Here is a 23,490-nt window from a genome sequence, read left to right as displayed (position 1 = left end):
TCAATTCCGTACCGTTACAAACGCGAAATGCGGTTGACAGATCGCCGCATGGATTTGCACTCGCCTCAAGCTTTGAAACGGACGAATTCAAGAATTTCCTCAACCTCGTACAGGAACTCAGGGAGGACAGTAGCCAGCCGCCGCTACACCTTGCGCGACACACCGATGTTCAGTTGTGTACCAACAATGTGACGGATGCCCTCAACACATGATAATGGGTCGAACTCAAAAGCGGGAGCCACTCATAAGAGAGAGCGGCTCCCGCTTTTCATCATCTCACTCATCCTGCGTTTTGTTTGCCGGTTCCACCGCAGGATTCGCACGTTTCCGACCCCCCCAGAAGGAGTTGGTAATATCCATCTCCTCCGCAATAGAGGCATGTATCTTCCCTTTCCAATGTAGTAGCGGTCGTCATTGACAGCCCCCCTGTTCTTCTTGGTTCTCTTTATTTTCTCTAATTTTCAGATAATCATACCTGAGAATAAGAAAAAAATAAAGAAGTAAATTTTCCCAATATTCCGTTTCTGATTGGATGTAAGCGTAACCATGAACTGATTTCACTGATTCTCTTTTTTACACACTATTTTTGAGCCATTTTCAGTGAATAAAACAAACCCCTTCCTCCCGGAAGGGGTTGATCTCTTTAGCCTAATCGATCAGATCAAGTGCCGGCCCTTGCGCAATACCATCGGTATGCCACCCAACAGATACAGCCAACGCAACTCGATGATGCGTTTCATGATGGCGGCTTTGCGGCCAAACATTTTGCTCTTGCCCACAATGCCGATCGCTTCCTTGCGACCCAGTGAAGCAACGGTTCCTTTCAAGTCGAATACAAACGGTTCCATCTGGCCGCCTCGAATGGCTGCCACCAGGTTTTTCGCGCAGTTTTGCCCTTGTTGCGTGGCGATCTGTGCCGTCGGCGGATAGGGACGTTCGTTTTCTTTGTTGAATACCAAGGAGCTATCACCCAGCACGAACACTTCCGGATGTCCCGGTGCACGGAGAAACTCATCCACTTTGACGCGTCCCCGCATTGTTTCCAAGCCGGACTCTTCCACCAGTTTGTTGCCGCGGACACCACCCGTCCAGACAACTGTTGCGGCTTTGATTTCTTCACCGCCTTTGAGGATCACGCCGTCTTCGGTGCATTCTTCGATCGGGGTGCTGAGGCGGAACTCCACACCGTTACGTTCAAAATACTTGACCGCGTAATCCACCAGCTCGGGATCAAATCCGGGCAGAACCGTCGGTGCCGCCTCGATGTTGATCAGACGTACCTTTTCCCGGGGAATGTCGTATTTGCGGCACAGCTCGGGCATCCGATCGATCAATTCACCCACAAATTCGATACCGGTAAATCCGGCTCCACCCACCACGATGGTGATCAGGTCTTGACGTTGACCTTCATTGTGGTATTTGGAGAACATGTACTCGATGTGTTGATTGATCATCCGTACACTGTTGATGTTACGGATAAACATGGCGTTTTCCAGCAGTCCTTGAATACCAAACGTTTCCGGGGCACTTCCCAGACCGATCACCAGATAGTCGTAGGACAACGGTTCGTTTTCCGCCAGGTGTACTTCTTTTTGATCCAGTTTGATGGCGGTGACCCGATCCTGGATGAACTTCACTTTGTTTTCATCGATAATGTCCCGGATCGCGATGCGTGCATGGTCTGCCGGTTGTGTGCCGGCTGCCGGCTCGTGCAACAAGGTGGTGATGTAATGGTAATCGTTTTGGTTGACTAATGTGACTTCGGCCTCATTGTAGTTGAGTTTCTTTTGCAGGCCGACCACTGTCATCAAGCCGGCATAGCCGGCTCCCAATACGACGATTTTCGGAGTTGCCATTGATATCACTTCCATTACTAAGATTTCAGTATGAGAAACTCATCACATAAAATCCGCCAATTATTTCCTCATCCTTCATCAGAACCCACAGTTTATGATAATTTTTTCACGTACTCTTGGCAAGGCTTTTTGGTCAGATTTTGTCCCCGTCCGTTCTTACGACGCTCAATGCCATCGGTCCCCTCTTTCCATTGTGAAAAATCAACATTATAATTGTTAACGATGACCAATGTTCGGTATCGGTCCTTTGGAACGAATCGGAGGTGCTCACATGGGTGGCGGAACGCAACGGGAAATCATGGACATCACGATCATCGGCGGAGGGCCTGTCGGACTCTTTGCCGCATTTTATGCCGGGATGCGCCAAGCATCCGTTAAAATCATTGAGAGTATGCCCCAACTGGGGGGGCAATTATCAGCCCTGTACCCTGAAAAATATATTTACGACGTAGCCGGTTTCCCCAAAGTACGGGCACAAGAGTTGATCAACAACCTGATCGAGCAGGCCAATCTGTTCAATCCGGTCTATTGCCTGGAAGAAAAGGTGCTGAATGTTGTCAAAAATGAAGACGGCATTTTTGAGTTGACTACCAACATAGGGTTGCATTTATCGCGAACAGTCATCATTACGGCCGGCTGCGGAGCATTTGAGCCTCGGAAACTGAATATTCCGGGGGCTGAAAAGTTTAAAGGGAAAAACTTATTCTATTTCGTCAACGATTTGAATCAATTCCGGAATCAGGACGTACTGATCGCCGGCGGTGGCGATTCGGCTGTCGACTGGGCGTTGATGTTGGAACCGATCGCCAACAGCGTCACACTGATTCACCGCAGGGACACCTTCCGCGCACATGAACACAGTGTGGAACAGATGAAAAAATCCAGCGTCCGAATCATCACGCCACGAGAAATTCAATCCTTACATGGTGAGGAACATATCGAAAAAGTCGTGATCGTGGACAAAAAAGCGGGTGTGACCGAGGAATTACAAGTGGATGCACTAATCGTCAGCTTCGGGTTCGTTTCTTCACTCGGCCCGATCAAAGAGTGGGGCCTCCACATCGAGAACGGGGGAATCGTCGTCAATTCGCGCATGGAAACCAATATTCCTGGCATCTACGCCGCAGGCGACATTGCCACATATCCCGGAAAAGTGAAATTAATTGCCGTCGGGTTTGGCGAAGCGCCCACTGCGGTGAACAATGCAAAACAATTTATGGACCCTTCAGCCCGACTTCAACCAGGTCACAGTTCCAGTATGAAACTTTGATGGGCAGTCTGGACGTGTGAAAAACCAAAAGCCGTCACCCAGCCGAGCATCTAGCGCCAAGGATACGGATCGGAGGCGGATGACGGTATATTGTGGAACTTGATCAGCATTCCTTTAACCATCACAAACCAATGGAAATCCAAACAGCCGCTTTCTCCACTGTTACCGGTGAGGGAATAGCGGTCTTTTTATTTGCATAAACCCAATGGATCACCGCCAAGCTAAACCTATGAACGTCCAAACGCGAGGGGATGTTTGATGGTACAGAGAAAATGGTTGGCGGTTTTGTACTATGCAGGATTGGTGGGGTTGACTCTGTTCATGCCGTTGGCGATCATGACCGCCATGCGGGAACGAGGTGAACCCACCCTGCTCACGTGGATCGGCGGCGGCATCGCCTTTGTCATTTGGATCAGCTATCTCATCTTGCCCAGTTGGCTGGAGCATCGGGACGAATGATGCAAACGGTCGATTATGGTTGCCCCATTTGCAATGGCTTGATTAGCTTATCCATTCTCTGTCCCAATTGCGGTGAACCCATGGAGGATCACGGGCGTCTCCTCGACTTTTTTGCCAATTACAGCCCGTACCGCCCGATTGACGATTTAAAAAAAACGGATGGATGGATCGATGAGGCGAACCATCAGTGCCCGCATGTGGTTTATTGTCCCCATTGCGACTTCTCGGACACGCTGACGGTGGCAGAAGTGCATTTTTCCGCCATCCATCCCGACAGGTGATGCAGGATGGAGAAAAAACGGTATTACGTCACGGTACACCCCGGTGCTTATCAGGGGGAGATCCGCGAACATCTGGACCCCAATGACGCGTACTACGATTATGCCATCGACGCGACACCGGATGAACTGCAATCCTTGCGCCAATTGATGGACCTTGCTTCGGAACATGATTACGGTGGATACTTTCAATCCCATATTCCGACCAAGGCCTACCACCTGATGAATAAGGAAAACCAGGCGTACGATCAGTACTTGCATGCCATTTATCGAAAAATCCATGAACTGGGTACACCGGAAACCAAACGCCAGATCGAAAGCCTGGGCGTGTTTGAAACTTAATCCGCGCCTGATTTTCTTCCTTTGGTACAACCGCCCATCTCGAGCGGTCATCCTGTCTCGTATCCTGATACGGGGAGGAGATCACCATGGGAAAGAAAAAAGGCAAACTGAAAAATCGTGAGAAAAAGGCTCACAATCCGCCCAAACAGCGCACAACCACTGTCGCGGATCAATACCACCGACTGGAGGTGGCTCCCTTGGAACGGGCATACAGACAAGCTTGGCAAGCCAAGGCATATGGCACCGCCAGTGAACTGTACATGAAATTAACCGAGGCGCGTCGCCGCCACCGGGTGTTGATTTTCCGGCGGGATCGGATCCCGATCGGCAGGACCTAAACGGGATCAAGTTAGAAAAATGATAAGGACAAAAAGGGCGCGCACAGATGCGCCCCCTTTTTGTGTTTAATAAGAGGAAGAATCGTCTATCTCCCGAGCGTTTTGTTCCACATCAGCCGGGATATCCACCTGTTGAACTTCTCCTTGGAAATCCATGGTCCAGTATTGTTTCAAGTAGCCCGATTTCCCGTTTTCCTCCATACCCACCTCGGCAGTTTGTTCCGCCTTGGTTTGCCGGAATGTTTTTTTGTCCACCCACAAAGTCACGCTCATGCTTTTGAATTGAATCCCATCATCATTCCATATATTTTGACCATTCTAGTCTGAAAAGTCGATATAGGATTTGATTCTCTTATCATTGTGCAGGGTGAGTTCCAACCGGTATGCATCCGCTTCTTCATGAAGTTTAACTTTCTTTCCTTCCTCGCGGAACAGCTTGAGGATTTTGGTTGTATCGTGTTGCATACCTTGGTACAGTTCCTGCACCTCGTCCTTTTCTCCCGCTTGGAATCGTTTTTTCACCCAACCGTCTGTCGATTCCGCGGTTCCATATCCCGTGTATACATTTCCATATTGATCTGATGATTTTCACCCGGTGCATCCATATGAATATCCATGACACTGTGATGCCGATTCTGCTGTGCCTGCTCATACGTCATTTCTGCTTGAACGTGTATTTTCTCCCGGATCTTCAGGCCCCAATATCTTTTGATCGGCTTGGATATGCCACTTTTCTCCTTTCAATTTCTCCATCGTGTCGATCGACTTGTCCACCACTTGATCGACTGTCAACGGCTTTTTCTGTTCCTGAACGGATTGCAGCGCTTGTACGGCGGTCTGCACACTGCATCCGGCCATCAGCCATACCACGCCGGCCACCACCGCACAACTGACCGCCATTTTCTTCGTCCACGCTCCCGACATGTGCATCTCCTTTTCTCGGATCAGTACAAGTGGATAGAATAATGAAAAAGAACTTTTTCTATTTTAGAATCATTTCTTCTGCTTGTGCAGAAATCCACACAATTTCGGATGAGAAGGTACAAAACTGGAGAGGAGATTCGACACATTCGGGTAAATATTTTACATGTGATGAAAATCGAATAAAATAAATAACCTTCCTGAAAAGGAAGGAGGTAATTTATACATAAAAAGACGTCCCGCTTACGGATTGATATCCGTTTCAGGACGTCATTCATCCATCACCCATACGTATGTTCTATTCATCCACCCAATCGCCTCAAAAACGTCAACACTCTTCCGGTTTGCCTGCGTTATCGGCGGTACGGAAGGAATGGCCGCAACCGCACGTAGCGATGGCGTTCGGATTGTGGATGGTGAAGCCACCACCCATCATCGATTCTTTGAAGTCGATTTCCAATCCCTTGATCAGATCAAGGCTGTGTTGGTCGACCAAAATCCGTAGTCCGTGTTGTTCCAATTCGAGATCGTCTTCCGTTTTATCCTCATCAAAACCCATGCCGTACGAAAATCCGCTGCATCCACCATGGGTCACACCGATGCGCAGGTACAATTTCTCCGGATGCTCTTCCTGAGCGAGCATTTCCTTGATCCGGTGACTCGCCCGTTCCGTCAACGTGATCATCATCATCCCTCCCATGGGAGTCAGGGTTGCTTGCTGCACAGCATTCCCTTTCTTACATCCAGTATACAGGGAATGCCTGGCGGATACAACCGCCAGGCATTCGGGTGGTGGTGGATGGGGGAAAGCGGTGTGATCGGAGGAATGCGACATATTATCAGAAATACAGCGCATCGGCTTCACGCACACGGTCAGGCGTCGAAGAGAGCGGGTAGATGCGATGAGGTTTCGACAGGTTCCGTTCCTTTACCCACGCGTTCAACAGACCGTCCAGTTCCTTGCTCAACAAGTGAACTTCCGGATGGGACAAGCCCAAGCGTTGAGCCGCCTGCTCCATCTCATGCCGCATTCGCTCGATCTCCTCTTCCAACCGCTTCCCCTTCAGCATCGGTTTCCTCTCCTTTTCGGGTTATGTAGCGTGAACAGACACATTGGGGGGGATTCGAACAAATGTGCTTTACCACTATATTACCGTGAATCCGACAAATTGAAAACCAGTTTTTTGCTAAATCTCACTTAATTCTATGTATTTGTTTCTTATTGTATAATAATGGGGATGGATGTTGAAAGGAGTGTTAGTATGGGTGATCCCCGGATTCGACAAATGGCGCAGGTTCTGATCGCTCATTCGATTCGTGTCCAAAATGATGAACAGGTGTTAATTCAATCCACGCCACTGGCGATGCCTCTGGTGGAGGAGTTGTACCGCTTGATTTTGGAACGGGGCGGTCATCCGGTTCCCTTCTTCACCACGGAACGGCTACAACGGATTTTTTATGAAACTGCACCGGATGAGAAACTGGATACCCTCCCCGGCATCATTCGCGAAGCCTACTTACAGGCAGACGCATTGATTTCCATCGATGCCCCGGAAAACCGACGGGAACTGATGCAGGTCGATCCCAAACGATTGCAGCGCCACCGCAAGGCCAAAGCACCGCTGTTGGATCGATACATGCGCAACGAAGCCAAATGGGTCGTATCCCTGTTTCCCACGCCATCACTGGCGCAAGATGCCGACATGCCGCTCTCCCAGTACGAGGATTTCGTATTTGATGCGATCAACCAGGATTGGAACCGCATGAAAGCCACCATGGAAAAAGCGAAGGCGTTGTTTGACGAAGCCCGCGAAGTCCGTATCGAATCTCCCGGCACCAACCTGGTCATTGGTTTGGAAGGCCGACACGGAGTGATCGACGGTGGTGAAAACAATATGCCCGGCGGGGAATTTTTTTATGCCCCGGTGGAACATCAAACGGAAGGTACGGTTACGTTCGAATGGCCGCAAGTCTATAACGGACGGGAAGTATCCGGCATCCGGCTCGTGTTTCGGGATGGCAAAGTGACGGAAGCCACGGCAGAAAAAGGAGCGGACTTTCTGCACGAAGTGCTGGAGACGGACGAGGGAGCCCGTTATCTGGGAGAATTGGGGATCGGGTGCAACACCGGCATCACTCGTTATACCAAAAACACCCTGTTCGATGAAAAAATGGGGGGAACTGTCCATCTGGCCATTGGGCAGGCTTATGAGGAGTGCGGGGGGAAAAACCGTTCCGCCGTTCACTGGGACATGGTAAAAGACCTCCGCAAAGGTGGACGGATTTATCTGGACGGTCGGCTGGTGCAGGAAAACGGGGAGTGGTGTTTCTAGCAGAATGTTTATGATAAAATAGTGATGAATTGCACAAAGCGACCATGATGAGAAAGAAGGGAATCCGATCATGACGGCCATTTCGATGCCGGACACCCTTACGGACATTCGCGAAAAGGTCGAACGGGGAGAACGTCTCACATTTGAAGACGGTGTCCGCCTGATGAAGTCGAACGACCTGCTGGCCATCGGTCAAATGGCCGATCTGGTCCGACGGCAGAAAAACGGCGACAACGTCTATTTTATCGTCAATACCCATTTGAACTATACCAACGTTTGTTATCTCGACTGCAAACTGTGCGCGTTTGGTTTGAAGCCGAACGATCCCAGATCGTATACGCTCTCCTTGGAACAGATCGAAGAGAAGGCCAAGCAAATCGCGGGAAAAGGGTTTACCGAGTTGCACATCGTCGGCGGCGTGAATCCCAAGCTGCCTTTTAGCTATTATGAAGACATTATTCGGATCGCCAAAAAACATAATCCGGACATTCATGTACAAGCTTTCACAGCAGTGGAAATCGACTATCTGGCCCGCGTCTCCAAAATCGGTGTGGACGAAGCGATTATGAGGTTGCGGGAAGCGGGACTGGGCTCCATCCTGGGCGGTGGGGCCGAAATCTTCCATCCGGAAATTCGGAAAGTGATCTCCGGTCACAAAACCAATGCCGACCGCTGGTTTGAAATCCACGAAATCTGTCACCAGCTCGGTATGAAGTCCAATGCGTCCATTTTGTACGGGCATATCGAACAACCGGAACACGTGATCGATCATTTGATTCGTCTGAGGGAGTTACAAGACAAGACCGGGGGATTCCAGGCCTTTTTCGGCTTCGCTTTCCACCCCGAAAACACTCAGCTGGCACGGGAATTCACTTTGCCTAGTGAAACGACCGGAATGTACGACTTGAAAATCCTGGCCGTCTCCCGATTGATGCTGGATAACTTCCCGCACATCCGTGCGTTCTGGATGATGATCGGTTTGAAACTGGCCCAGGTTTCTCTCCATTTCGGTGTCGACGATCTGGACGGCACGGTGATGGAAGAACAAATCGTCCATGCCGCCGGGGCCAAAACGAAACAGATGACCCCCAAACAGGAATTCATTCGCATGATCAAAGAAGCGGGGCGAGTGCCGGTCGAGCGGGACACCTTGTACAACATCATCCGGACTTATTGAGCCGAGAAACCGGAGGGAGGATACGATCATGACGATCACGGCGAAAGCCAATCCCGATTTGGCAACAATCGTGGAGAAAGTGAACACAGGGGAACGGTTGACATTGGAAGACGGGCTGGCGCTCTATGCTTCCGAAGACCTGCTGACGATTGCACAGCTGGCCAATCAGGTTAACCGACAAAAAAACGGAGACCGGGTCTATTTCATCCAAAACATGTACATCAACCCCACCAACGTTTGCGAAGCCAAATGTGCATTTTGCGGTTTCCGTCGGGACCCCGGTGAAGAGGGAGCCTACACGATGTCGCCAGAGGAAGTACTGGCTTATGTCCGGGAACGGATGACGGAAAACATCCGTGAATTTCACATCGTCGGTGGACACAACCACACGGTGCCGTTTGATTACTATGTGGATACGATCGCCATCCTGAAACAACATTATCCTGATGTAACCATCAAAGCCTATACCGCTGCAGAGATCCAATTTTTCGCTAAGATTTCCGGTCTTTCAGTGGAAGATGTGTTGAAAACGCTGATCGACGCTGGACTGGATACGCTGCCGGGTGGCGGGGCGGAAATTTTGAGCGAACGGTATCGTGCCAAAATGAGTCCGGACAAAGCGAGTACCGATGAATGGCTGGAAGTGCACCGCATCGCCCATTCTCTGGGGCTGAAAACGCACGCCACCATGTTGTACGGATCAATCGAGACCTATGAAGAACGGCTGATGCACATGATCCGCCTGCGAGAATTGCAGGATGAAACAGGCGGGTTTATGGTGTTTATCCCGCTCGCCATCCAACCGCGTAGCGTCAATGCCGGCATCAAACGGCGCACCTCCGCAATGGACGACCTGAAAACCATCGCGATCAGCCGCCTGATGCTGGACAATTTCCCACATATCAAATCGTACTGGATCAATATCGGTACGCAACTGACACAGCTATCTATGCACTATGGCGCTTCCGACATTCACGGAACCCTGGTGGAAGAACGCATAAGTCATGCGGTCGGTGCACTCACCCAAACCTCGCTCACGCGGGATGAGCTGATCTGGCTGATCAAAGGGGCGCACCGTGTGCCGGTGGAGCGAGACACCTTCTACAATGTAGTGAAAGTATACGACTAAGCAGGTAGACTGTTGACATTGATCACACGCAGTCAGGGAGATGGCTACTGATGGTGATCCAAGTCTAGAGCTATCTCCTGTCCGAGGATACGGCTGTATTTCTCTACTTCCTTGCATTCAAAAAAACCCAGCGGTTATTCCGCTGGGTTTGTCAATATCCGCGCCAACCTGGATAAATCAGGATGGCCTTTTTTATTCTGATTTTCATTACTAATAGTGAAGCCCTCCATAGATCCAAGACGGATGACCAGATACATTCACTATCTTGATTTTGTAGTATCCGGTCGGTAACCCCGTGGAATATCGGAACCACTTATGACCAACTGCTTCCGCCGAGCGGGATAGGACAAGTTTGCCGTTTTGATCGTAAAAATCGAAGCGGATTTTTTCGTTTTGAGTTGGATTGATTGGACTTTGTAATCCTTCTATATGTCAGAATTATCGCAATTTTTTTCATCTATTATTTTAGTGATTTGATTCTTCTTTGACAATGGATTGTTCGATGATCCAGCTGATAGAAAGAAAGTGGCCGAGGTTGTATCTGATGAGTCTGTACGCTTCGCTTATCCTGCGTTTTCTAATCGAAGCTCGACAGGGCTTGGTCAGTCGCTCTCCCGGGAAACGTCGCGTTCGGATTGATTGGTTGGACTATTAGTCTGAAAATTAAGTAAAATTTATCAACAACCTGAGGGCGCCCAGCGCACCCCCTTTTTGTATCAAAAACGAAATTCCATCTCGTCTACAGCTTTGCGAATTTTGATATACAATTCTTCAGCCGTATCCGCACTGATCAAATCACCGTTGACCAATGCGTACGGCTTTTCTGCGCAAATTCCGCAATTGCCCAAACAACCGTATTCCAAAACGTCTAAGTCCGGGTCCTGCTCCAATCGTTTTTTGACTTCCAATACTTCGGGCGTCAAATTGTTCACACAAAACTCGATCAATGGTCGCATGGCAATGTCACTCCGTCAATCATCGGTTTCAATCACATTCGTTTCACATTCCCTTTATTATAGCACGAAAAACGCCCCTTCCATGCAAAAGAGGCGCCGTTCCCGTATCAGGTCGGGTCCCCTGTTGTTTTATGTCAATCGGTGATTCCCGGATGAGCGAAGACCCGGAAGCGCAGGAATGAGACGCAGGCAACTTCCTCTAAGCGAATCGTATTTTGCCCGTGTACTGCGTTCCGGGGCGGAGCGCCCACCACCAGTTTCCTTGAGGTGCAGATAGAGAGACCCGGGAAAGCAATTGGACAGTAAAAAAAGCCCTGACCCCAAAAGGTCAGGGCTTGATCGGGCAGTATCCCTGAGGCGTGGATGTCGAATATCGTAGTGATCGCCTACCAGACACGCCTTAGAGCAGCTCGGTGGGGACGGCTCCAAGCGCCTCCAATTTGGTTTGGATCACTTTCAGCTTGGGATCCCCCTCTGCCACCACTTCACTGCCGATCACCACCACCGGATAAAAGAACTCACCATCGAGCACCCTGGACGCAAAGGCGGTTTCCTCTTCTCCCTCGGGATGCTCGATGTCAATATACCGAACAGTGACTTGCCTACCGTACTTCCTCCCCAACGCCGCTTCCAACCAATCGGCCGTTTCCCGGGAGGAAGGACCGTTGACACAACTGGGACAGGGGGTGTCCGCGCCGAAAACGAGGATCTCGATCGGTTGCGTCAGTTTCATGGAGTACACTCCTCCCGCCTTCTCCTCTTATGAACGAAGCGCTTGATCCAAATCGTCCATCAGGTCGGCGACGTCTTCCACCCCGACCGAAATCCGGATCAACCCGTCGGTGATGCCCAGTTCGGCACGCCGCTCCGGCGGAATGGAAGCATGGGTCATTCTCGCGGGAACACTGATCAGACTTTCTACCGCTCCCAGGCTTTCCGCCAGCGTGAAGTACCGCACTTTTTTCAGGACTTGTTCAGCCCGCCTGCCGCTACCCACATCAAACGAAATCATGCCGCCAAATCCGCGTGCTTGGCGTGCAGCGATGTCGTGTCCCGGATGATCCGGCAGGCCCGGATAATAGACTTTCTCAATATCATCCCGATCCTTCAGCCATTCCGCCAGTTGCCGGGCATTGGCTTCATGCTGGCGCATCCGCACCCCCAGTGTTTTGATACCTCTGATCAACAAGTAGGAGTCTTGGGGTCCCAACACACCACCAATCGAGTTTTGTAGGAAGTGCAATTGCTCACCCAGGTCTTCATCTGTAACCGCGACCAATCCGGCCACGACGTCGCTGTGTCCGCCCAGATATTTGGTGGCACTGTGAATGACGATATCGGCACCCAAATCGAGCGGGTTTTGCCAGTAGGGTGTCATAAACGTATTATCCACGATCAACAATACATTCAGCTCGCGGCAGATATCAGCAACCGCCTTGATATCCGACACTTTGAGCAAGGGATTGCTGGGCGTTTCCAGGTACACCGCCTTGGTGTTAGGTCGGATCGCCTGTTTCACTTGATCCAAATCGCCCGTATCCACGAAAGTCGAATCAATACCCAACCGGTTGAACACTTTGGTCAACACCCGGTAGGTGCCGCCGTACACGTCGTCACCCACCACCAGGTGATCCCCCTGATCAAACAACGAAAGAATCGTCGACACTGCGGCCATACCGGAGGCGAAAGCCAGTCCGCGTGTACCGTTCTCCAACTCTGCGATCAATTGTTCCAACGCTGCTCGCGTCGGGTTGCCGGTTCGGGAGTATTCATATCCTTTATGCTGGCCGATTCCTTCCTGCTTATAGGTCGACACTTGGTAGATCGGCACGGTGACCGCTCCGGTGTGCACGTCACCGAACACACCGGCATGAATCAACTTGGTATCCAAACGCATCGGTGTCAAATCCCTCCCTGATAAATCTTTTGGCTCAGATAGCGCTCGCTGCTGTCTGGGAAAATCACCACGATGTTGGTACCGGGCTCAGCTTTTTTCGCTTCCTGCAGAGCGGCAAAGAAAGCGGCTCCTGACGAGCTGCCCACCAACAAACCTTCTCGCTTCGCCAGTTCCTTCACCATGTCAAACGCATCTTTGTCCAATACGGTGTAGATCGCATCAAAGTAGGACGGGTCAATGTAGTCGGGAAGAAACTCCATTCCGATCCCTTCCGTTTTGTGCGGTCCCGGTTGACCACCGCCCAAAATGGAACCTTCCGGTTCCACGATCACCGTTTTGATGACGGGGTTTTGCTCTTTCAAATAGCGGGCCGTACCCATGAACGTGCCACCGCTTCCCGCTCCCGCCACAAAGACATCCACCTTCCCGTCCATCTGCTGCCAAATTTCTGGACCGGTTGTTTTGTAATGCGCTCCTGGGTTGGCGGGGTTGGCGAACTGCTGGGGAACGTAGGCACCAGGAATGTTTTCGGCCAGTTCCTTCGCCTTGGCAATAGCGCCTTTCATCCCTTCCTCTGTCGGTGTGTTGACGATTTCCGCTCCCAATGCTCGCATCAGTTCCTGTTTTTCCTCAGAAAACTTTTTCGGCACGACAAAAATCACCCGATACCCGGTCCCAACGGCTGCCAAAGCCAGTCCGATCCCGGTATTCCCCGCGGTCGGCTCAATGATCGTACCGCCGGGTTTCAGCAGTCCGTTTTCTTCGGCATCCCGGATCAGCTCGATTCCCAGCCGGTCTTTCACACTCCCTCCGGGATTGAAAAATTCCAGCTTGGCGTAAATGTTGACCCCGGCAGGAATCTCAAACCGTTTTATCCGTACAATCGGCGTCCAACCGATCAGTTCTTTTACATCTTCATATACTTGCTTCATCGGAATTCCCTTTCCTTTCCATACACCCGATGTTTACTCAACAATAACACACCCTCTCCATCTTACCACTTTTGAACGAGCAAAAAAACGGATGGTCTACATCGCCGACATGAAGATGATTCCCTTTGTCAATCGACGCGCTTTGGGATACAATAAGTTACGGGGAAGGAAATGGTTCCTCCATTCCAACGGTAAAAAGCGGACCATGGGTCTCGTTTGAAATAAGACCAATTGGCCAGCGATCATACCGAAAGGAGCATGAACCGATGAAAGAACAAGTACAAGAAGTATTGGACAAACTGCGTCCGTTCATCCAACGCGATGGCGGTGACGTGGAACTGGTGGATGTGGAAGACGGTGTGGTGAAAGTTCGTCTGCTCGGCGCCTGCGGCAGCTGCCCCAGCTCCACCATCACGCTGAAAGCGGGGATCGAACGCGCTCTGATGGAAGAAGTACCGGGCGTCAAAGAAGTGGAGCAAGTCCTTTAATATCTTGGAAAAACAAAGGCCGTTTCCCGCACTTGGGAAACGGCTGAGTATTTGCTTCGGGTTATTAGTGAGGGTTTAAAGACCCTTTCACTTATTTTTCTCCACTTAGTTCTTTTTTTGCAGTATAATAAGAAGGTACCAACCCAGATCGTAGCATCAAGAGGTGTTGCATTCATGACCACGAAGACGGAACTGTCGGCCATCGATGTGATGAAAGCGCGCGGCAGCGTGAAAAAGTACCAACGGGAAGTGGAGATCCCCAAGGAGGACCTGGAAGAGATTCTCGAACTCGCGGCGAAAGCTCCGTCCTCTTGGAACCTCCAACATTGGCGTTACTTGGTGATCACATCGCAGAAGATGAAGGAGAAGATTCTGCCGATCGCCTATAACCAACAGCAAGTGGTGGATTCATCGGCCACCGTCGTCATTCTGGGTGACCTGGAAGCGGACAAAAATGCAGAAGATGTGTACAAACCGGCTCTGGAAGCGGGACATATCACGCAGCAGGTGTACGACACCCTGCTCGATCAGATCAAAGGTGCTTACGCCAACAACCCGCAGAAGGCACGTGACGAAGCCATTCTCAACGCCTCTCTGTCGGCTATGCAGCTGATGCTGGCTGCCAAGGCCAAAGGGTATGACACCTGCCCGATGGGTGGATTCGACCGGGAAAAATTGATTCAGGCGCTCAACATCCCGCCGCGTTATATCCCAGTGATGCTGATCGTCATCGGCAAAGCGGCCGAACCGGCCCGCCCGTCCAGTCGGTTCCCGCTGGAAAAACTGGTCATCCGGGAAAGCTTCTGATGACATCTAACAACTTCAACCGCCCGAATGAGCGAAGCCGTTTCCCACAAATGGGAAACGGCTTTTTTGCATTTGATCAGGGTTGTCTACATCCAAGTGCTTTCTCAACTCGTTTGCTCCGACGTCGCGGCCACTTCGTTTTTGCTCTCTTCTTGGTACAAATGACACGCAACCCAGTGAAGGGGGCGCACTTCCTGCCAAGTGGGCGTCACTTCCGCGCAGATGTCCATCGCTTTGGGACAACGGGTACGGAAACGGCATCCGCTCGGCGGGTTGATCGGGCTGGGCACGTCGCCTTTGAGCAAGATTCGTTCCCGACGTTTCTCCACTGACGGGTCAGGAATGGGTACAGCAGACAACAAGGCTTCGGTATAGGGATGAAGCGGGTTGTCATACAGCTCCTGACTTTCCGCCAGTTCCACCAAGTTGCCGAGATACATCACTCCGACCCGGTCACTGATATATTTCACCATTGACAAGTCGTGGGCGATGAACAAATAGGTCAACCCTTTTTCTCGCTGCAATTTTTTCATCAGATTGACCACTTGGGCCTGAATTGAGACGTCCAGTGCAGAAATGGGCTCATCGGCGATGATGAAGTCCGGATCCACAGCCAACGATCGGGCAATGCCGATCCGTTGCCGTTGACCGCCACTGAATTCGTGCGGAAAACGATCGGCATGCTCTTCGTTCAACCCCACCGTCCGCAACAGCTCCACCACGCGTTCGCGCCGCTCCTTGCCTTTGGCCAGACCGTGAATATCCAGACCTTCCGCGATGATGTCGGCCACGGTCATCCGTGGGTTGAGCGAGGCATACGGGTCTTGGAAGATCATCTGCATCTCCCGGTTGAACTGTTTCGCCTCTTTGCCCTTCAGCTCATGGACGTTCTTGCCTTTGAACTTCACCGTTCCGCCCGTGGCGTTGTACAAACGGATGATGGTCCGGCCAATCGTCGATTTTCCACATCCGGACTCGCCCACCAACCCGAGCGTTTCGCCCTTGTATACGTGAAAGGTGACGTTGTCCACCGCTTTGACGACCTGCCCCCTGCCGGCAGGGAAATATTTTTTGAGTCCTTCCACTTCCAGGATTTTTTCCACTTGGGCTTCCATGTTACTTCGCTCCCCCTTCTACCAGTTGAGCCGGTGGTTCTACCTTTGGTGCCATCGGATGCTCCAGCCAACAGGAAACCTGATGGTTTGATGAGATATTCGTCACATCGGGCATGCGTTCCTGGCAGATTTTCATGACATGTTTGCATCGGGCGGCAAACGGACATCCCTTGGGCGGAGCGATCAGGTTGGGCGGCGAACCCGGAATGGGGAGCAATTCCTGCTCTTTTTTCTGATCCAGCCGCGGCATGGAAGCCATCAAACCCCAAGTGTACGGATGGCGCGGACGGTAGAAAATCTCTTCCACTGTACCGGTTTCCACCACTTTCCCCGCATACATTACAACTACGCGATCAGCCACGTCGGCCACCACACCCAAGTCGTGCGTGATCAGGATGATGGAGGTGTTCAACTTCTCCTGCAGCTCTTTCATCAGTTCCATGATCTGCGCCTGAATCGTCACGTCCAACGCCGTCGTCGGTTCATCGGCGATGAGAATTTTCGGCGCGCAGGACAACGCGATGGCGATCATCGCCCGCTGGCGCATCCCGCCGCTGAACTGGTGGGGATATTGATTCACTCGGGATTCAGGGCTGGGGATGCCCACGAGTCGAAGCATTTCGACTGCCTTCTTCTTTGCTTCCTCTTTGCTCATTTTTTGATGTTTCATCAATCCTTCGGTGATCTGCCGCCCCACCGTCATCGTCGGATTGAGCGATGTCATCGGATCCTGGAAGATCATCGCGATTTCCGCCCCGCGGATTTTTTCCATCTCCCGCTCGGACAGTTTGGTCAAATCCTTTCCGTCAAACAAGATTTCACCTTGTTTGATCCGTCCGGGAGGATTGGGGATCAACCGCATGATCGTTTGGGAAGTCACGCTTTTTCCGCAACCGGACTCCCCGACAATGGCCAGCGTTTCCCCTTTTTTCAGATCGAAGCTGACACCGCGTACTGCTTTCACTTCTCCGTTGTATGTGTCAAACGAAACGTGCAAATCCCGTACTTCCAACACCTTCTCCATACCGATCCCCCTATCGACGCAGTTTCGGATCCAACGCGTCGCGCAATCCGTCACCCAACAAGTTAAAGCTCAACATGATCAGACCCAAGACCAATCCCGGATAAAACACTTGATACGGGAACAATTGCAGGTTTTTGAATCCATCGTTCACCAACATCCCCAAGCTGGCTGCCGGAGGATTGATCCCCAAACCAATAAAGCTGAGGAATGCCTCAAAGAAGATCGCTTGCGGAATGGAGAACGTGATCGCCACGATGATGGGCCCCATCACGTTGGGCAACAGGTGCTTCAACAACAACCGCCCGTGGCTCGCCCCCAGCGTCCGTGCAGCCAATACGAACTCCTGCTCCTTCAGCCTCATCACCTGCGCGCGAACGATCCGCGCCATCGGCACCCACCCGGTGATCCCCATCGCAATCGCGATCGGCACGATACCGGGTTCAAAATACAGCATCAGCAAAATGAGGATGATCAGTTGCGGAATACAGTACATCACTTCCAAAATCCGCTGCATGACAGTATCCACTTTGCCGCCGAAATACCCGGAAATGGCGCCGAACGTCACACCGATCGTCATGTCGATGAACACGGCCAAAAAGGCAATGGTCAAAGAGATGCGCGCGCCGTACCAAGTCCGGGCCCATAGATCGCGTCCGAAGTTGTCCGTCCCGAAATAGTGATTGCCGAACGGTTCCTTGTTCAAAATGGAATAGTTCTGTGTCTGATAATCATAGGGAACGAAATGCTGCCCAAATAGGGCCAGAAAACCGACCACCAACAAAATGGTGAAACCGATGATGGCCCCTTTGTTGGAGCGAAAACGGCGCCACACATCGGTCCAGTACCCGACGTGTTTGCCGGTGAGTCCGTTTCTCTCCTCCGGTCTCACTTCACCGGGCTGAAACATTTCCGGGGATAAATCTTGGTTGAGTTGTTTGGTCGCTTCCATGTGACTCACTCCTTCGCACCGGCAATCCGAATCCTCGGGTCAATGATACCGTACAAGATATCCACCACAAAAATGCTGACGATGATCAGAACACTGTAGAAAATGGTGACGCCCATGATGGCGGGGTAGTCGTTGACTTGAATCGATTGAACGAACAGCCATGCCATGCCGGGAATACCAAAGATTTGCTCGATCACGAGCGAACCGGTGATGATGTTGATCGTGAGCGGCCCCAAAATCGTCACCGCTGGGATCAGCGCGTTACGAAGGGCATGACGGAACACGACCGTAGGCCGGCTCAACCCCTTGGCCTTAGCCGTCTTCATGTAGTCCTGCCCCAACACTTCCAGCATTTCCGTGCGGATATAGCGGGACATCTGCGCGATGACCAAAGCAGATAACGCCAGCGAAGGCATAATTGTATGTTGCCATGTACCCCACCCTGCTGGCGGCAACAAGAGCAATTTCACGCCGACGTAAAAGGAGAGTAATCCCGCCAACAAGAAGCTGGGAACCGACACCCCCAACACCGCTATCACGGTGGCCAGATTGTCCACCCAACTTCCTCGCCGCAATGCGGCGATGACACCTAGGGTCAGCCCGATCACGATGCCAAAGATCACGGCCTGAATCCCCACTTGAGCAGAAGCCGGGAAACCTTGGAAAATCAATTCAGTTACGTCTCGTCCGTTATACTGGAACGATTTGCCCAGATCACCTTGTAACAAATTGCCCAAAAAATGAACGTATTGCACCGGCAACGGTTGATCGAGCCCATACTCTTTCATAATCAGTGCCTTCATCTGAGGCGGAATGCGCTCTTCGTTTTGCAACGGGGAACCGGGCATGAAATGCATGAGAAAGAAAGTAAAGGTAATGATGACCCATAGCGTGACCAACATGTAGATCGACCGCTGCAAGATATAACGACCCATCCTCTCACTTCCTTTTTCTACAAAAACATGGATATAACAAGCATGGAGGAAGGTATATGCTCCAGGCGAACATATACCTTCCCATTTGTTCTACCAGGTTATCATTTTTGAACTTGACTGCCTTACTTGTTCAACGTGGCCCATTTGAAGTCGTCATCCGGTCCGAACGGATGGTGTACCAGACCCTTGATGTTCGGACGTTCCAGATTTTGCCGTTGACGCCAGTACAGCGGTGCGATGCCGGCGTCATCCTGGATCAGTATTTTCTCTGCTTCTACCATTTGCTGCAGACGTTGGTTGAAGTCCGGGTTCATCTTGGCCTTTTTGATTAGGTCGTCATATTTCGGGTTGCTGTAACCGCCACGGTTGAAGGCGTTTCCGGTCAGGAACAGATCCAGGAAGGTCATGGCATCGTCATAGTCTGCACCCCAGCGGGACAATACGATTTGGAAGTTGCCGTCTTGGGAACGTTGCAACCGTTCTTTAAACGGTACAGAACGGATGTTGACGTTGATACCCAGGTTGGTGCGCAATTGTTCTTTGATGAATTGCAGACATCTTTTTGCCACGTCCGTGTCGTCGCCCAAGAGTTCCATCGTCGGGAACTGGCTGAGACCCTCTTCCTTCAATCCTTCTGCCAGCAACTTCTTGGCTTCTTCTTTATTAAATTTGACGTAGCCCGGCGCTTGGTCGCGGAACAGTTTGCCGTTGCCGCCTTGCAGGGTCGGCGGAACCAACGCGGTAGCCGGCTTACCTTCCTTCGCGATGTTTTGGGCCAAGATGTTGGTGTCGATCCCCATTTGGATCGCTTTGCGGATCTTCACGTTACGCAAAACTTTCTCTTTTTTCATGTTGAATTCGAGGTAGACAGTGGTGGCCTCCGTCACCGGTTTGAAGTCCGGTTTGGACTTGTAGGCGTCCACAAACTCTTGACTGATCCTCGGCACGTAGTCCAATCCGTTGGTCTTGTACAGGTTGATCGCAGACGAAACTTCCTTCACGATTTTAAAGTTGATGCCGTCCAGTTTGACGGTTGCTTTGTCCCAATAGTTCGGGTTTTTCTTCAACGTGTAGCTTTCGTTGTGTTGCCAGCTGGCCAGAACAAACGGCCCATTGTAGACCATTTTGTTCGGTTCCTGCGCATATTGTTTGCCATATTTCTCCACAATGTCCTGCCGTTGCGGCAAATAAGTGGCAAACGATGTCAGACCCAGGAAATACGGAGACGGCGCTTCCAGTTTCACTTGCAGGGTTTTGTCGTCCAGCGCCTTGACACCGACGTCTTCTGCTTTCGCTTTGCCGGTGTTGTATTTCTCGGCGTTCAGAATCGGGTACAGGATGTAAGCGTATTGAGAAGCAGTTTGAGGCGCCAACGCCCGTTTCCACCCATATTCGAAATCTTGCGCGCGGACCGGCCTTCCGTCGCTCCATTTGGCGTCACGCAGTTTGAACGTATAGGTCTTTTTGTCCGGGCTGATGGTATAGCTTTCCGCCATCGCCAGTTGCGGTTTGTTGTCCTTGTCCAATCGCGTGAGACCTTCCATCACCGCGTTCAACAGGTTGAACGAGATGTTGTCCGTGGAAACTGCACTGTCCAGGTTCGGCGGTTCACCATCCACCCGCACGTTCAGCACGTTACCGGAAGCACCGGAGTTTTGCTGAACGCCGCCGCATGCGGAAAGCAGCATGCCGGCCACAAGCAAAATGACCAGGGACAAATAAAAGCGCTTTTTCATCTGTTTACCCCCTTGAGTATATTCTGATGATTGATATAGTTAAGGCTGGTAAACAGCCGTTAACCCTGATATTTAAATAAAGAGAAAAGGTTCCCTCTATTTACTCTACTAGATCCTATAATGACTCCGCAATTCATATTCTGTTAACAGTCAATCAATCCCTTTTTAACATACCTCACTTCCGCCTATTTTGTAAAATGTCAAACATAACGAGAATGACTGTTGGCCCATGCAGTGAGAGTAGTGTCTGGGTGATCTTCCATTTCAAAACAACGGTGTCAATTGTGTCCGTGGCTGGCGGAGTCAACTGAATAGTCGGCATTTGATAATGGAGACTCGGCAGCACTTATTTCATATGACGCCCAAAGGTCGCTTCGCGACAAAAAGGCCATCCCTATCACGTACTGATGTTTTACTAGGGTAAACGAAATGGCCTCTACCAGTACTCGATCCATCACCTTCCTGTCAATCTGGATCGATTTTAATTTTATAAAAATTCATCCTTATTCAGGGTGGTTGGACACCCAATTTTATATTATCGCTATATTGTTCCTTTTTGAAAGAGGAAATTTTTCACTGTAAGATTGCAAAAAAAGGAAGGCGAGTATATGTATACACTGCCTTCCTGAATAAAGTATGTCCTCAGATGTTACTGTTTCGCTTTGCCTTTGATATATGCCCATTTCAAGGAGTAATCCGGACCGACCGGGTGGCGTACCAGATCATGGACATACGTTTTTTGCACGAACGATTGAGATTCGTAGTACAACGGCGCGATCGCCGCATTATCGATCAGTTCTTTTTCTGCTTTGATCAAATCCTCGTTTCGTTCTTGATAGTCGGTGGTCTTTTTGGCCCGATCGATCAACCGATCGAAATCGGGGTTTTTCCAATCCCCAAAGTTAACCGGGCTGTCCGACTTCCAGACATCCAGGAACGTCATCGGATCGTTGTAATCTCCCACCCAACGCCCGACCGTCATTTGGAAATAACCCTTTTTTTCCAGGTTCAATTTTTGCTTGACCGGTTTCGGGTTGATTACCACTTTCAAACCCAGATTGGTTTCCAACTGCTCCTGAATCGCGACAGCCACCTTTTTGCGATCGTCATCATAAACATTCAACGTGAGATCGGACGGAGGAGCGGAAAGGCCCAGCTCCTGCAATCCTTTTTCAAAAAGTTGCTTTGCCAGGGACGGATCATACTCCGGAGGTGCCGGCGATTGGTCGCGGAACGATTGGTTGTTGTAACCCATAATCGATGGCGGCACGATTCCGCCCGCAGGTTGCGATCCGTTTTTCAGTGTGTCCTTTACGATATCATCGCGGTCGATCGCCAGGCTGATCGCTTTGCGGATATTTTGATTGGCAAGGAACGCATCATCCGTGTTGAAAATGATGAAATAAGTAATCCCCCGTGTGACAGGCAAGTACTCTTTGTTGTTTTTGAACACTTCCACCAGATTGTCGTCCAACGGTGCGACATCCACTTGGCCTGAGGTGTATAAGCTCATGGCCTGCGTGGAATCCGGAACAATCTTGACGTTGACCTCAGTCAGATACACGTTGTTTTTATCCCAATACTCGTCATTTTTCCGATACTGAAAGCCTTGATCGTGCTCCCAACGCGACAGCACAAAGGGGCCGTTGAACACCATTTTGTCAGCATCTTTGGCATATTCTTTCCCGTATTTTTCGATGATGTCTTCCCGTTGCGGAAAGTAGGTAGGGAACGCCGTCAAACTGAGGAAATACGGGATCGGCTCTTTCAACTTGACTTGCAGGGTGCTGTCGTCAAGCGCCTTCACACCCACTTGGTTTGCACTGACTTTCCCCTGATTGTACTCCTCGGCATTTTTAATCGGGTACAAAATGTAGGCGTATTCCGATTTGGTCTTGGGATCGAGCGCCCGTTTCCATGCATATTCGAAATCCTGTGCCTTCACCGGTTCCCCGTCGGACCATTTGGCATCCCGGATTTTAAACGTGTAGGTTTTCTTGTCAGGGCTGATCTCAGGATAATCCAACGCCATCGCCGGAACTGGTTTATTGTCCTTGTCCAGGCGCATCAATCCCTCCATCACATTGTTCAACAGTGTGATGGACGTACCGTCAATCGCTGTGGCACTATCCAAGTTGGGCGGTTCCGAATCCACGACGAGGTTTAACACTTGCGGTTCATTGGGGCCGCCTTGGACCGTGTTGCCGGAGAGACTGCAAGCAGACAACAACCAGCTGACCGCGAACAACACGGCCGCCAAGGCATACACCTTCCGTCTCATCGGTAGACCTCCTTCACATCTCCTGGAAAAAAAGGAATAATCGTAATCTTTGCAGATAATTTAAACAATAACCTCTGCCTTCTGGTTCAAACACGGCAAGAAAAACATCATTTATTATAATAATAGAATGCAGCACATCAGAAAAGAGACGGAAATGTGTATCTTTTTATTTCCGATATTTTCCTCACTCAAATCCTTTCCGTTGTCACAAGGATTCCAGCTTGTTTAAACGAAAAGAAATATCGAGAATGTTATAAATTCCCATAC

The 23,490-nt window shown here is 50.6% G+C and carries 27 protein-coding genes; 10 read left to right on the top strand and 17 right to left on the bottom strand.

Features of this window, described 5'->3' with window-relative positions; translation table 11 throughout:
- Positions 1–280: 280 nt before the first annotated feature.
- Both NWF35_RS16665 and NWF35_RS16660 read right to left on the bottom strand, forming a co-directional pair.
- Positions 281–415, bottom strand: coding sequence for a YuiA family protein (locus NWF35_RS16665; RefSeq protein ID WP_301240662.1), 135 nt, complete (start codon positions 413–415; stop codon positions 281–283).
- Between the two features lie 241 nt (positions 416–656).
- Positions 657–1,856: an NAD(P)/FAD-dependent oxidoreductase gene (locus NWF35_RS16660; RefSeq protein WP_301240661.1), complete on the bottom strand. Its 1,200-nt coding sequence runs from the start codon at positions 1,854–1,856 to the stop codon at positions 657–659.
- A gap of 271 nt (positions 1,857–2,127) precedes the next feature.
- Here NWF35_RS16660 and NWF35_RS16655 point away from each other — a divergent pair, with 271 nt between their 5' ends.
- From NWF35_RS16655 to NWF35_RS16635, 5 genes are all read left to right on the top strand, one after another.
- Complete coding sequence (locus NWF35_RS16655) at positions 2,128–3,126, top strand: NAD(P)/FAD-dependent oxidoreductase (protein WP_301240660.1); 999 nt, start codon at positions 2,128–2,130, stop codon at positions 3,124–3,126.
- A 258-nt stretch (positions 3,127–3,384) separates the two neighbouring features.
- Positions 3,385–3,585, top strand: coding sequence for a hypothetical protein (locus NWF35_RS16650; protein ID WP_301240659.1), 201 nt, complete (start codon positions 3,385–3,387; stop codon positions 3,583–3,585).
- On the top strand, positions 3,582–3,866 hold the full coding sequence (locus tag NWF35_RS16645; protein WP_301240658.1) for a hypothetical protein: 285 nt from the start codon (positions 3,582–3,584) through the stop codon (positions 3,864–3,866). Before NWF35_RS16650 ends, NWF35_RS16645 begins: the two co-directional genes overlap by 4 nt.
- A gap of 6 nt (positions 3,867–3,872) precedes the next feature.
- Positions 3,873–4,205, top strand: coding sequence for a hypothetical protein (locus tag NWF35_RS16640; protein WP_301240657.1), 333 nt, complete (start codon positions 3,873–3,875; stop codon positions 4,203–4,205).
- Between the two features lie 86 nt (positions 4,206–4,291).
- On the top strand, positions 4,292–4,543 hold the full coding sequence (locus NWF35_RS16635; protein ID WP_301240656.1) for a hypothetical protein: 252 nt from the start codon (positions 4,292–4,294) through the stop codon (positions 4,541–4,543).
- A gap of 66 nt (positions 4,544–4,609) precedes the next feature.
- Here NWF35_RS16635 and NWF35_RS16630 read toward each other — a convergent pair whose 3' ends face one another.
- From NWF35_RS16630 to NWF35_RS16610, 5 genes are all read right to left on the bottom strand, one after another.
- Positions 4,610–4,831, bottom strand: a complete 222-nt coding sequence (locus NWF35_RS16630) for a DUF6612 family protein (protein WP_363321637.1) — start codon at positions 4,829–4,831, stop codon at positions 4,610–4,612.
- Positions 4,832–4,861: 30 nt separating this feature from the next.
- Positions 4,862–5,065: a hypothetical protein gene (locus tag NWF35_RS16625; RefSeq protein WP_301240652.1), complete on the bottom strand. Its 204-nt coding sequence runs from the start codon at positions 5,063–5,065 to the stop codon at positions 4,862–4,864.
- Between the two features lie 126 nt (positions 5,066–5,191).
- A complete protein-coding gene (locus NWF35_RS16620) occupies positions 5,192–5,467 on the bottom strand; it encodes a hypothetical protein (RefSeq protein WP_301240651.1) in 276 nt (91 codons plus the stop codon).
- A 325-nt stretch (positions 5,468–5,792) separates the two neighbouring features.
- Positions 5,793–6,149 carry a HesB/IscA family protein gene (locus NWF35_RS16615; protein WP_301240649.1) on the bottom strand — a complete coding sequence of 119 codons (357 nt, stop codon included), beginning with the start codon at positions 6,147–6,149 and terminating at the stop codon, positions 5,793–5,795.
- A gap of 154 nt (positions 6,150–6,303) precedes the next feature.
- Positions 6,304–6,534 carry an aspartyl-phosphate phosphatase Spo0E family protein gene (locus NWF35_RS16610; protein WP_301240648.1) on the bottom strand — a complete coding sequence of 77 codons (231 nt, stop codon included), beginning with the start codon at positions 6,532–6,534 and terminating at the stop codon, positions 6,304–6,306.
- 192 nt (positions 6,535–6,726) lie between these two features.
- Here NWF35_RS16610 and NWF35_RS16605 point away from each other — a divergent pair, with 192 nt between their 5' ends.
- The 3 genes from NWF35_RS16605 to mqnE (NWF35_RS16595) all read left to right on the top strand — a co-directional run bounded on the left by NWF35_RS16605 (position 6,727) and on the right by mqnE (NWF35_RS16595) (position 10,103).
- Positions 6,727–7,797, top strand: coding sequence for an aminopeptidase (locus NWF35_RS16605; RefSeq protein ID WP_301240646.1), 1,071 nt, complete (start codon positions 6,727–6,729; stop codon positions 7,795–7,797).
- A 70-nt stretch (positions 7,798–7,867) separates the two neighbouring features.
- On the top strand, positions 7,868–8,974 hold the full coding sequence (mqnE, locus tag NWF35_RS16600) for an aminofutalosine synthase MqnE (protein ID WP_301240644.1): 1,107 nt from the start codon (positions 7,868–7,870) through the stop codon (positions 8,972–8,974).
- Between the two features lie 28 nt (positions 8,975–9,002).
- A complete protein-coding gene (mqnE, locus tag NWF35_RS16595) occupies positions 9,003–10,103 on the top strand; it encodes an aminofutalosine synthase MqnE (protein WP_301240642.1) in 1,101 nt (366 codons plus the stop codon).
- A gap of 716 nt (positions 10,104–10,819) precedes the next feature.
- Here the strand turns inward: mqnE (NWF35_RS16595) and NWF35_RS16590 are convergent.
- The 4 genes from NWF35_RS16590 to cysK form a co-directional block, all read right to left on the bottom strand.
- Positions 10,820–11,059, bottom strand: a complete 240-nt coding sequence (locus NWF35_RS16590) for a YuzB family protein (RefSeq protein ID WP_301240640.1) — start codon at positions 11,057–11,059, stop codon at positions 10,820–10,822.
- Between the two features lie 400 nt (positions 11,060–11,459).
- On the bottom strand, positions 11,460–11,792 hold the full coding sequence (locus NWF35_RS16585) for a DUF1462 family protein (protein WP_301240638.1): 333 nt from the start codon (positions 11,790–11,792) through the stop codon (positions 11,460–11,462).
- 27 nt (positions 11,793–11,819) lie between these two features.
- Complete coding sequence (locus tag NWF35_RS16580; protein WP_301240636.1) at positions 11,820–12,956, bottom strand: bifunctional cystathionine gamma-lyase/homocysteine desulfhydrase; 1,137 nt, start codon at positions 12,954–12,956, stop codon at positions 11,820–11,822.
- A 5-nt stretch (positions 12,957–12,961) separates the two neighbouring features.
- Complete coding sequence (cysK, locus tag NWF35_RS16575) at positions 12,962–13,888, bottom strand: cysteine synthase A (protein WP_301240634.1); 927 nt, start codon at positions 13,886–13,888, stop codon at positions 12,962–12,964.
- Between the two features lie 266 nt (positions 13,889–14,154).
- On the opposite strand from cysK, the gene NWF35_RS16570 reads away from it, so the two are divergent.
- Positions 14,155–14,376: a NifU family protein gene (locus tag NWF35_RS16570; RefSeq protein ID WP_212774207.1), complete on the top strand. Its 222-nt coding sequence runs from the start codon at positions 14,155–14,157 to the stop codon at positions 14,374–14,376.
- Positions 14,377–14,550: 174 nt separating this feature from the next.
- Positions 14,551–15,183, top strand: coding sequence for a nitroreductase family protein (locus tag NWF35_RS16565; protein ID WP_301240632.1), 633 nt, complete (start codon positions 14,551–14,553; stop codon positions 15,181–15,183).
- A 104-nt stretch (positions 15,184–15,287) separates the two neighbouring features.
- On the opposite strand, the gene NWF35_RS16560 is transcribed toward NWF35_RS16565, so the two are convergent.
- The 6 genes from NWF35_RS16560 to NWF35_RS16535 all read right to left on the bottom strand — a co-directional run bounded on the left by NWF35_RS16560 (position 15,288) and on the right by NWF35_RS16535 (position 23,223).
- Positions 15,288–16,298, bottom strand: coding sequence for an ABC transporter ATP-binding protein (locus tag NWF35_RS16560; RefSeq protein ID WP_301240631.1), 1,011 nt, complete (start codon positions 16,296–16,298; stop codon positions 15,288–15,290).
- 1 nt (position 16,299) lies between these two features.
- Positions 16,300–17,322, bottom strand: a complete 1,023-nt coding sequence (locus NWF35_RS16555; RefSeq protein ID WP_301240630.1) for an ABC transporter ATP-binding protein — start codon at positions 17,320–17,322, stop codon at positions 16,300–16,302.
- 10 nt (positions 17,323–17,332) lie between these two features.
- On the bottom strand, positions 17,333–18,271 hold the full coding sequence (locus NWF35_RS16550) for an ABC transporter permease (protein ID WP_301240629.1): 939 nt from the start codon (positions 18,269–18,271) through the stop codon (positions 17,333–17,335).
- Positions 18,272–18,276: 5 nt separating this feature from the next.
- Complete coding sequence (locus NWF35_RS16545; RefSeq protein ID WP_301240628.1) at positions 18,277–19,206, bottom strand: ABC transporter permease; 930 nt, start codon at positions 19,204–19,206, stop codon at positions 18,277–18,279.
- 122 nt (positions 19,207–19,328) lie between these two features.
- Positions 19,329–20,942 carry a peptide ABC transporter substrate-binding protein gene (locus NWF35_RS16540; RefSeq protein WP_301240626.1) on the bottom strand — a complete coding sequence of 538 codons (1,614 nt, stop codon included), beginning with the start codon at positions 20,940–20,942 and terminating at the stop codon, positions 19,329–19,331.
- A 649-nt stretch (positions 20,943–21,591) separates the two neighbouring features.
- Entirely contained in the window at positions 21,592–23,223 is a 1,632-nt protein-coding gene (locus NWF35_RS16535; protein WP_301240624.1) for a peptide ABC transporter substrate-binding protein, read from the bottom strand.
- Between the last annotated feature and the right edge of the window lie 267 nt (positions 23,224–23,490).

This window comes from Polycladomyces subterraneus, assembly GCF_030433435.1.
In the GTDB taxonomy this organism is placed as follows: Bacteria; Bacillota; Bacilli; order Thermoactinomycetales; family JIR-001; genus Polycladomyces; species Polycladomyces subterraneus.
This window is presented reverse-complemented; position numbering and strand designations above follow the sequence as displayed.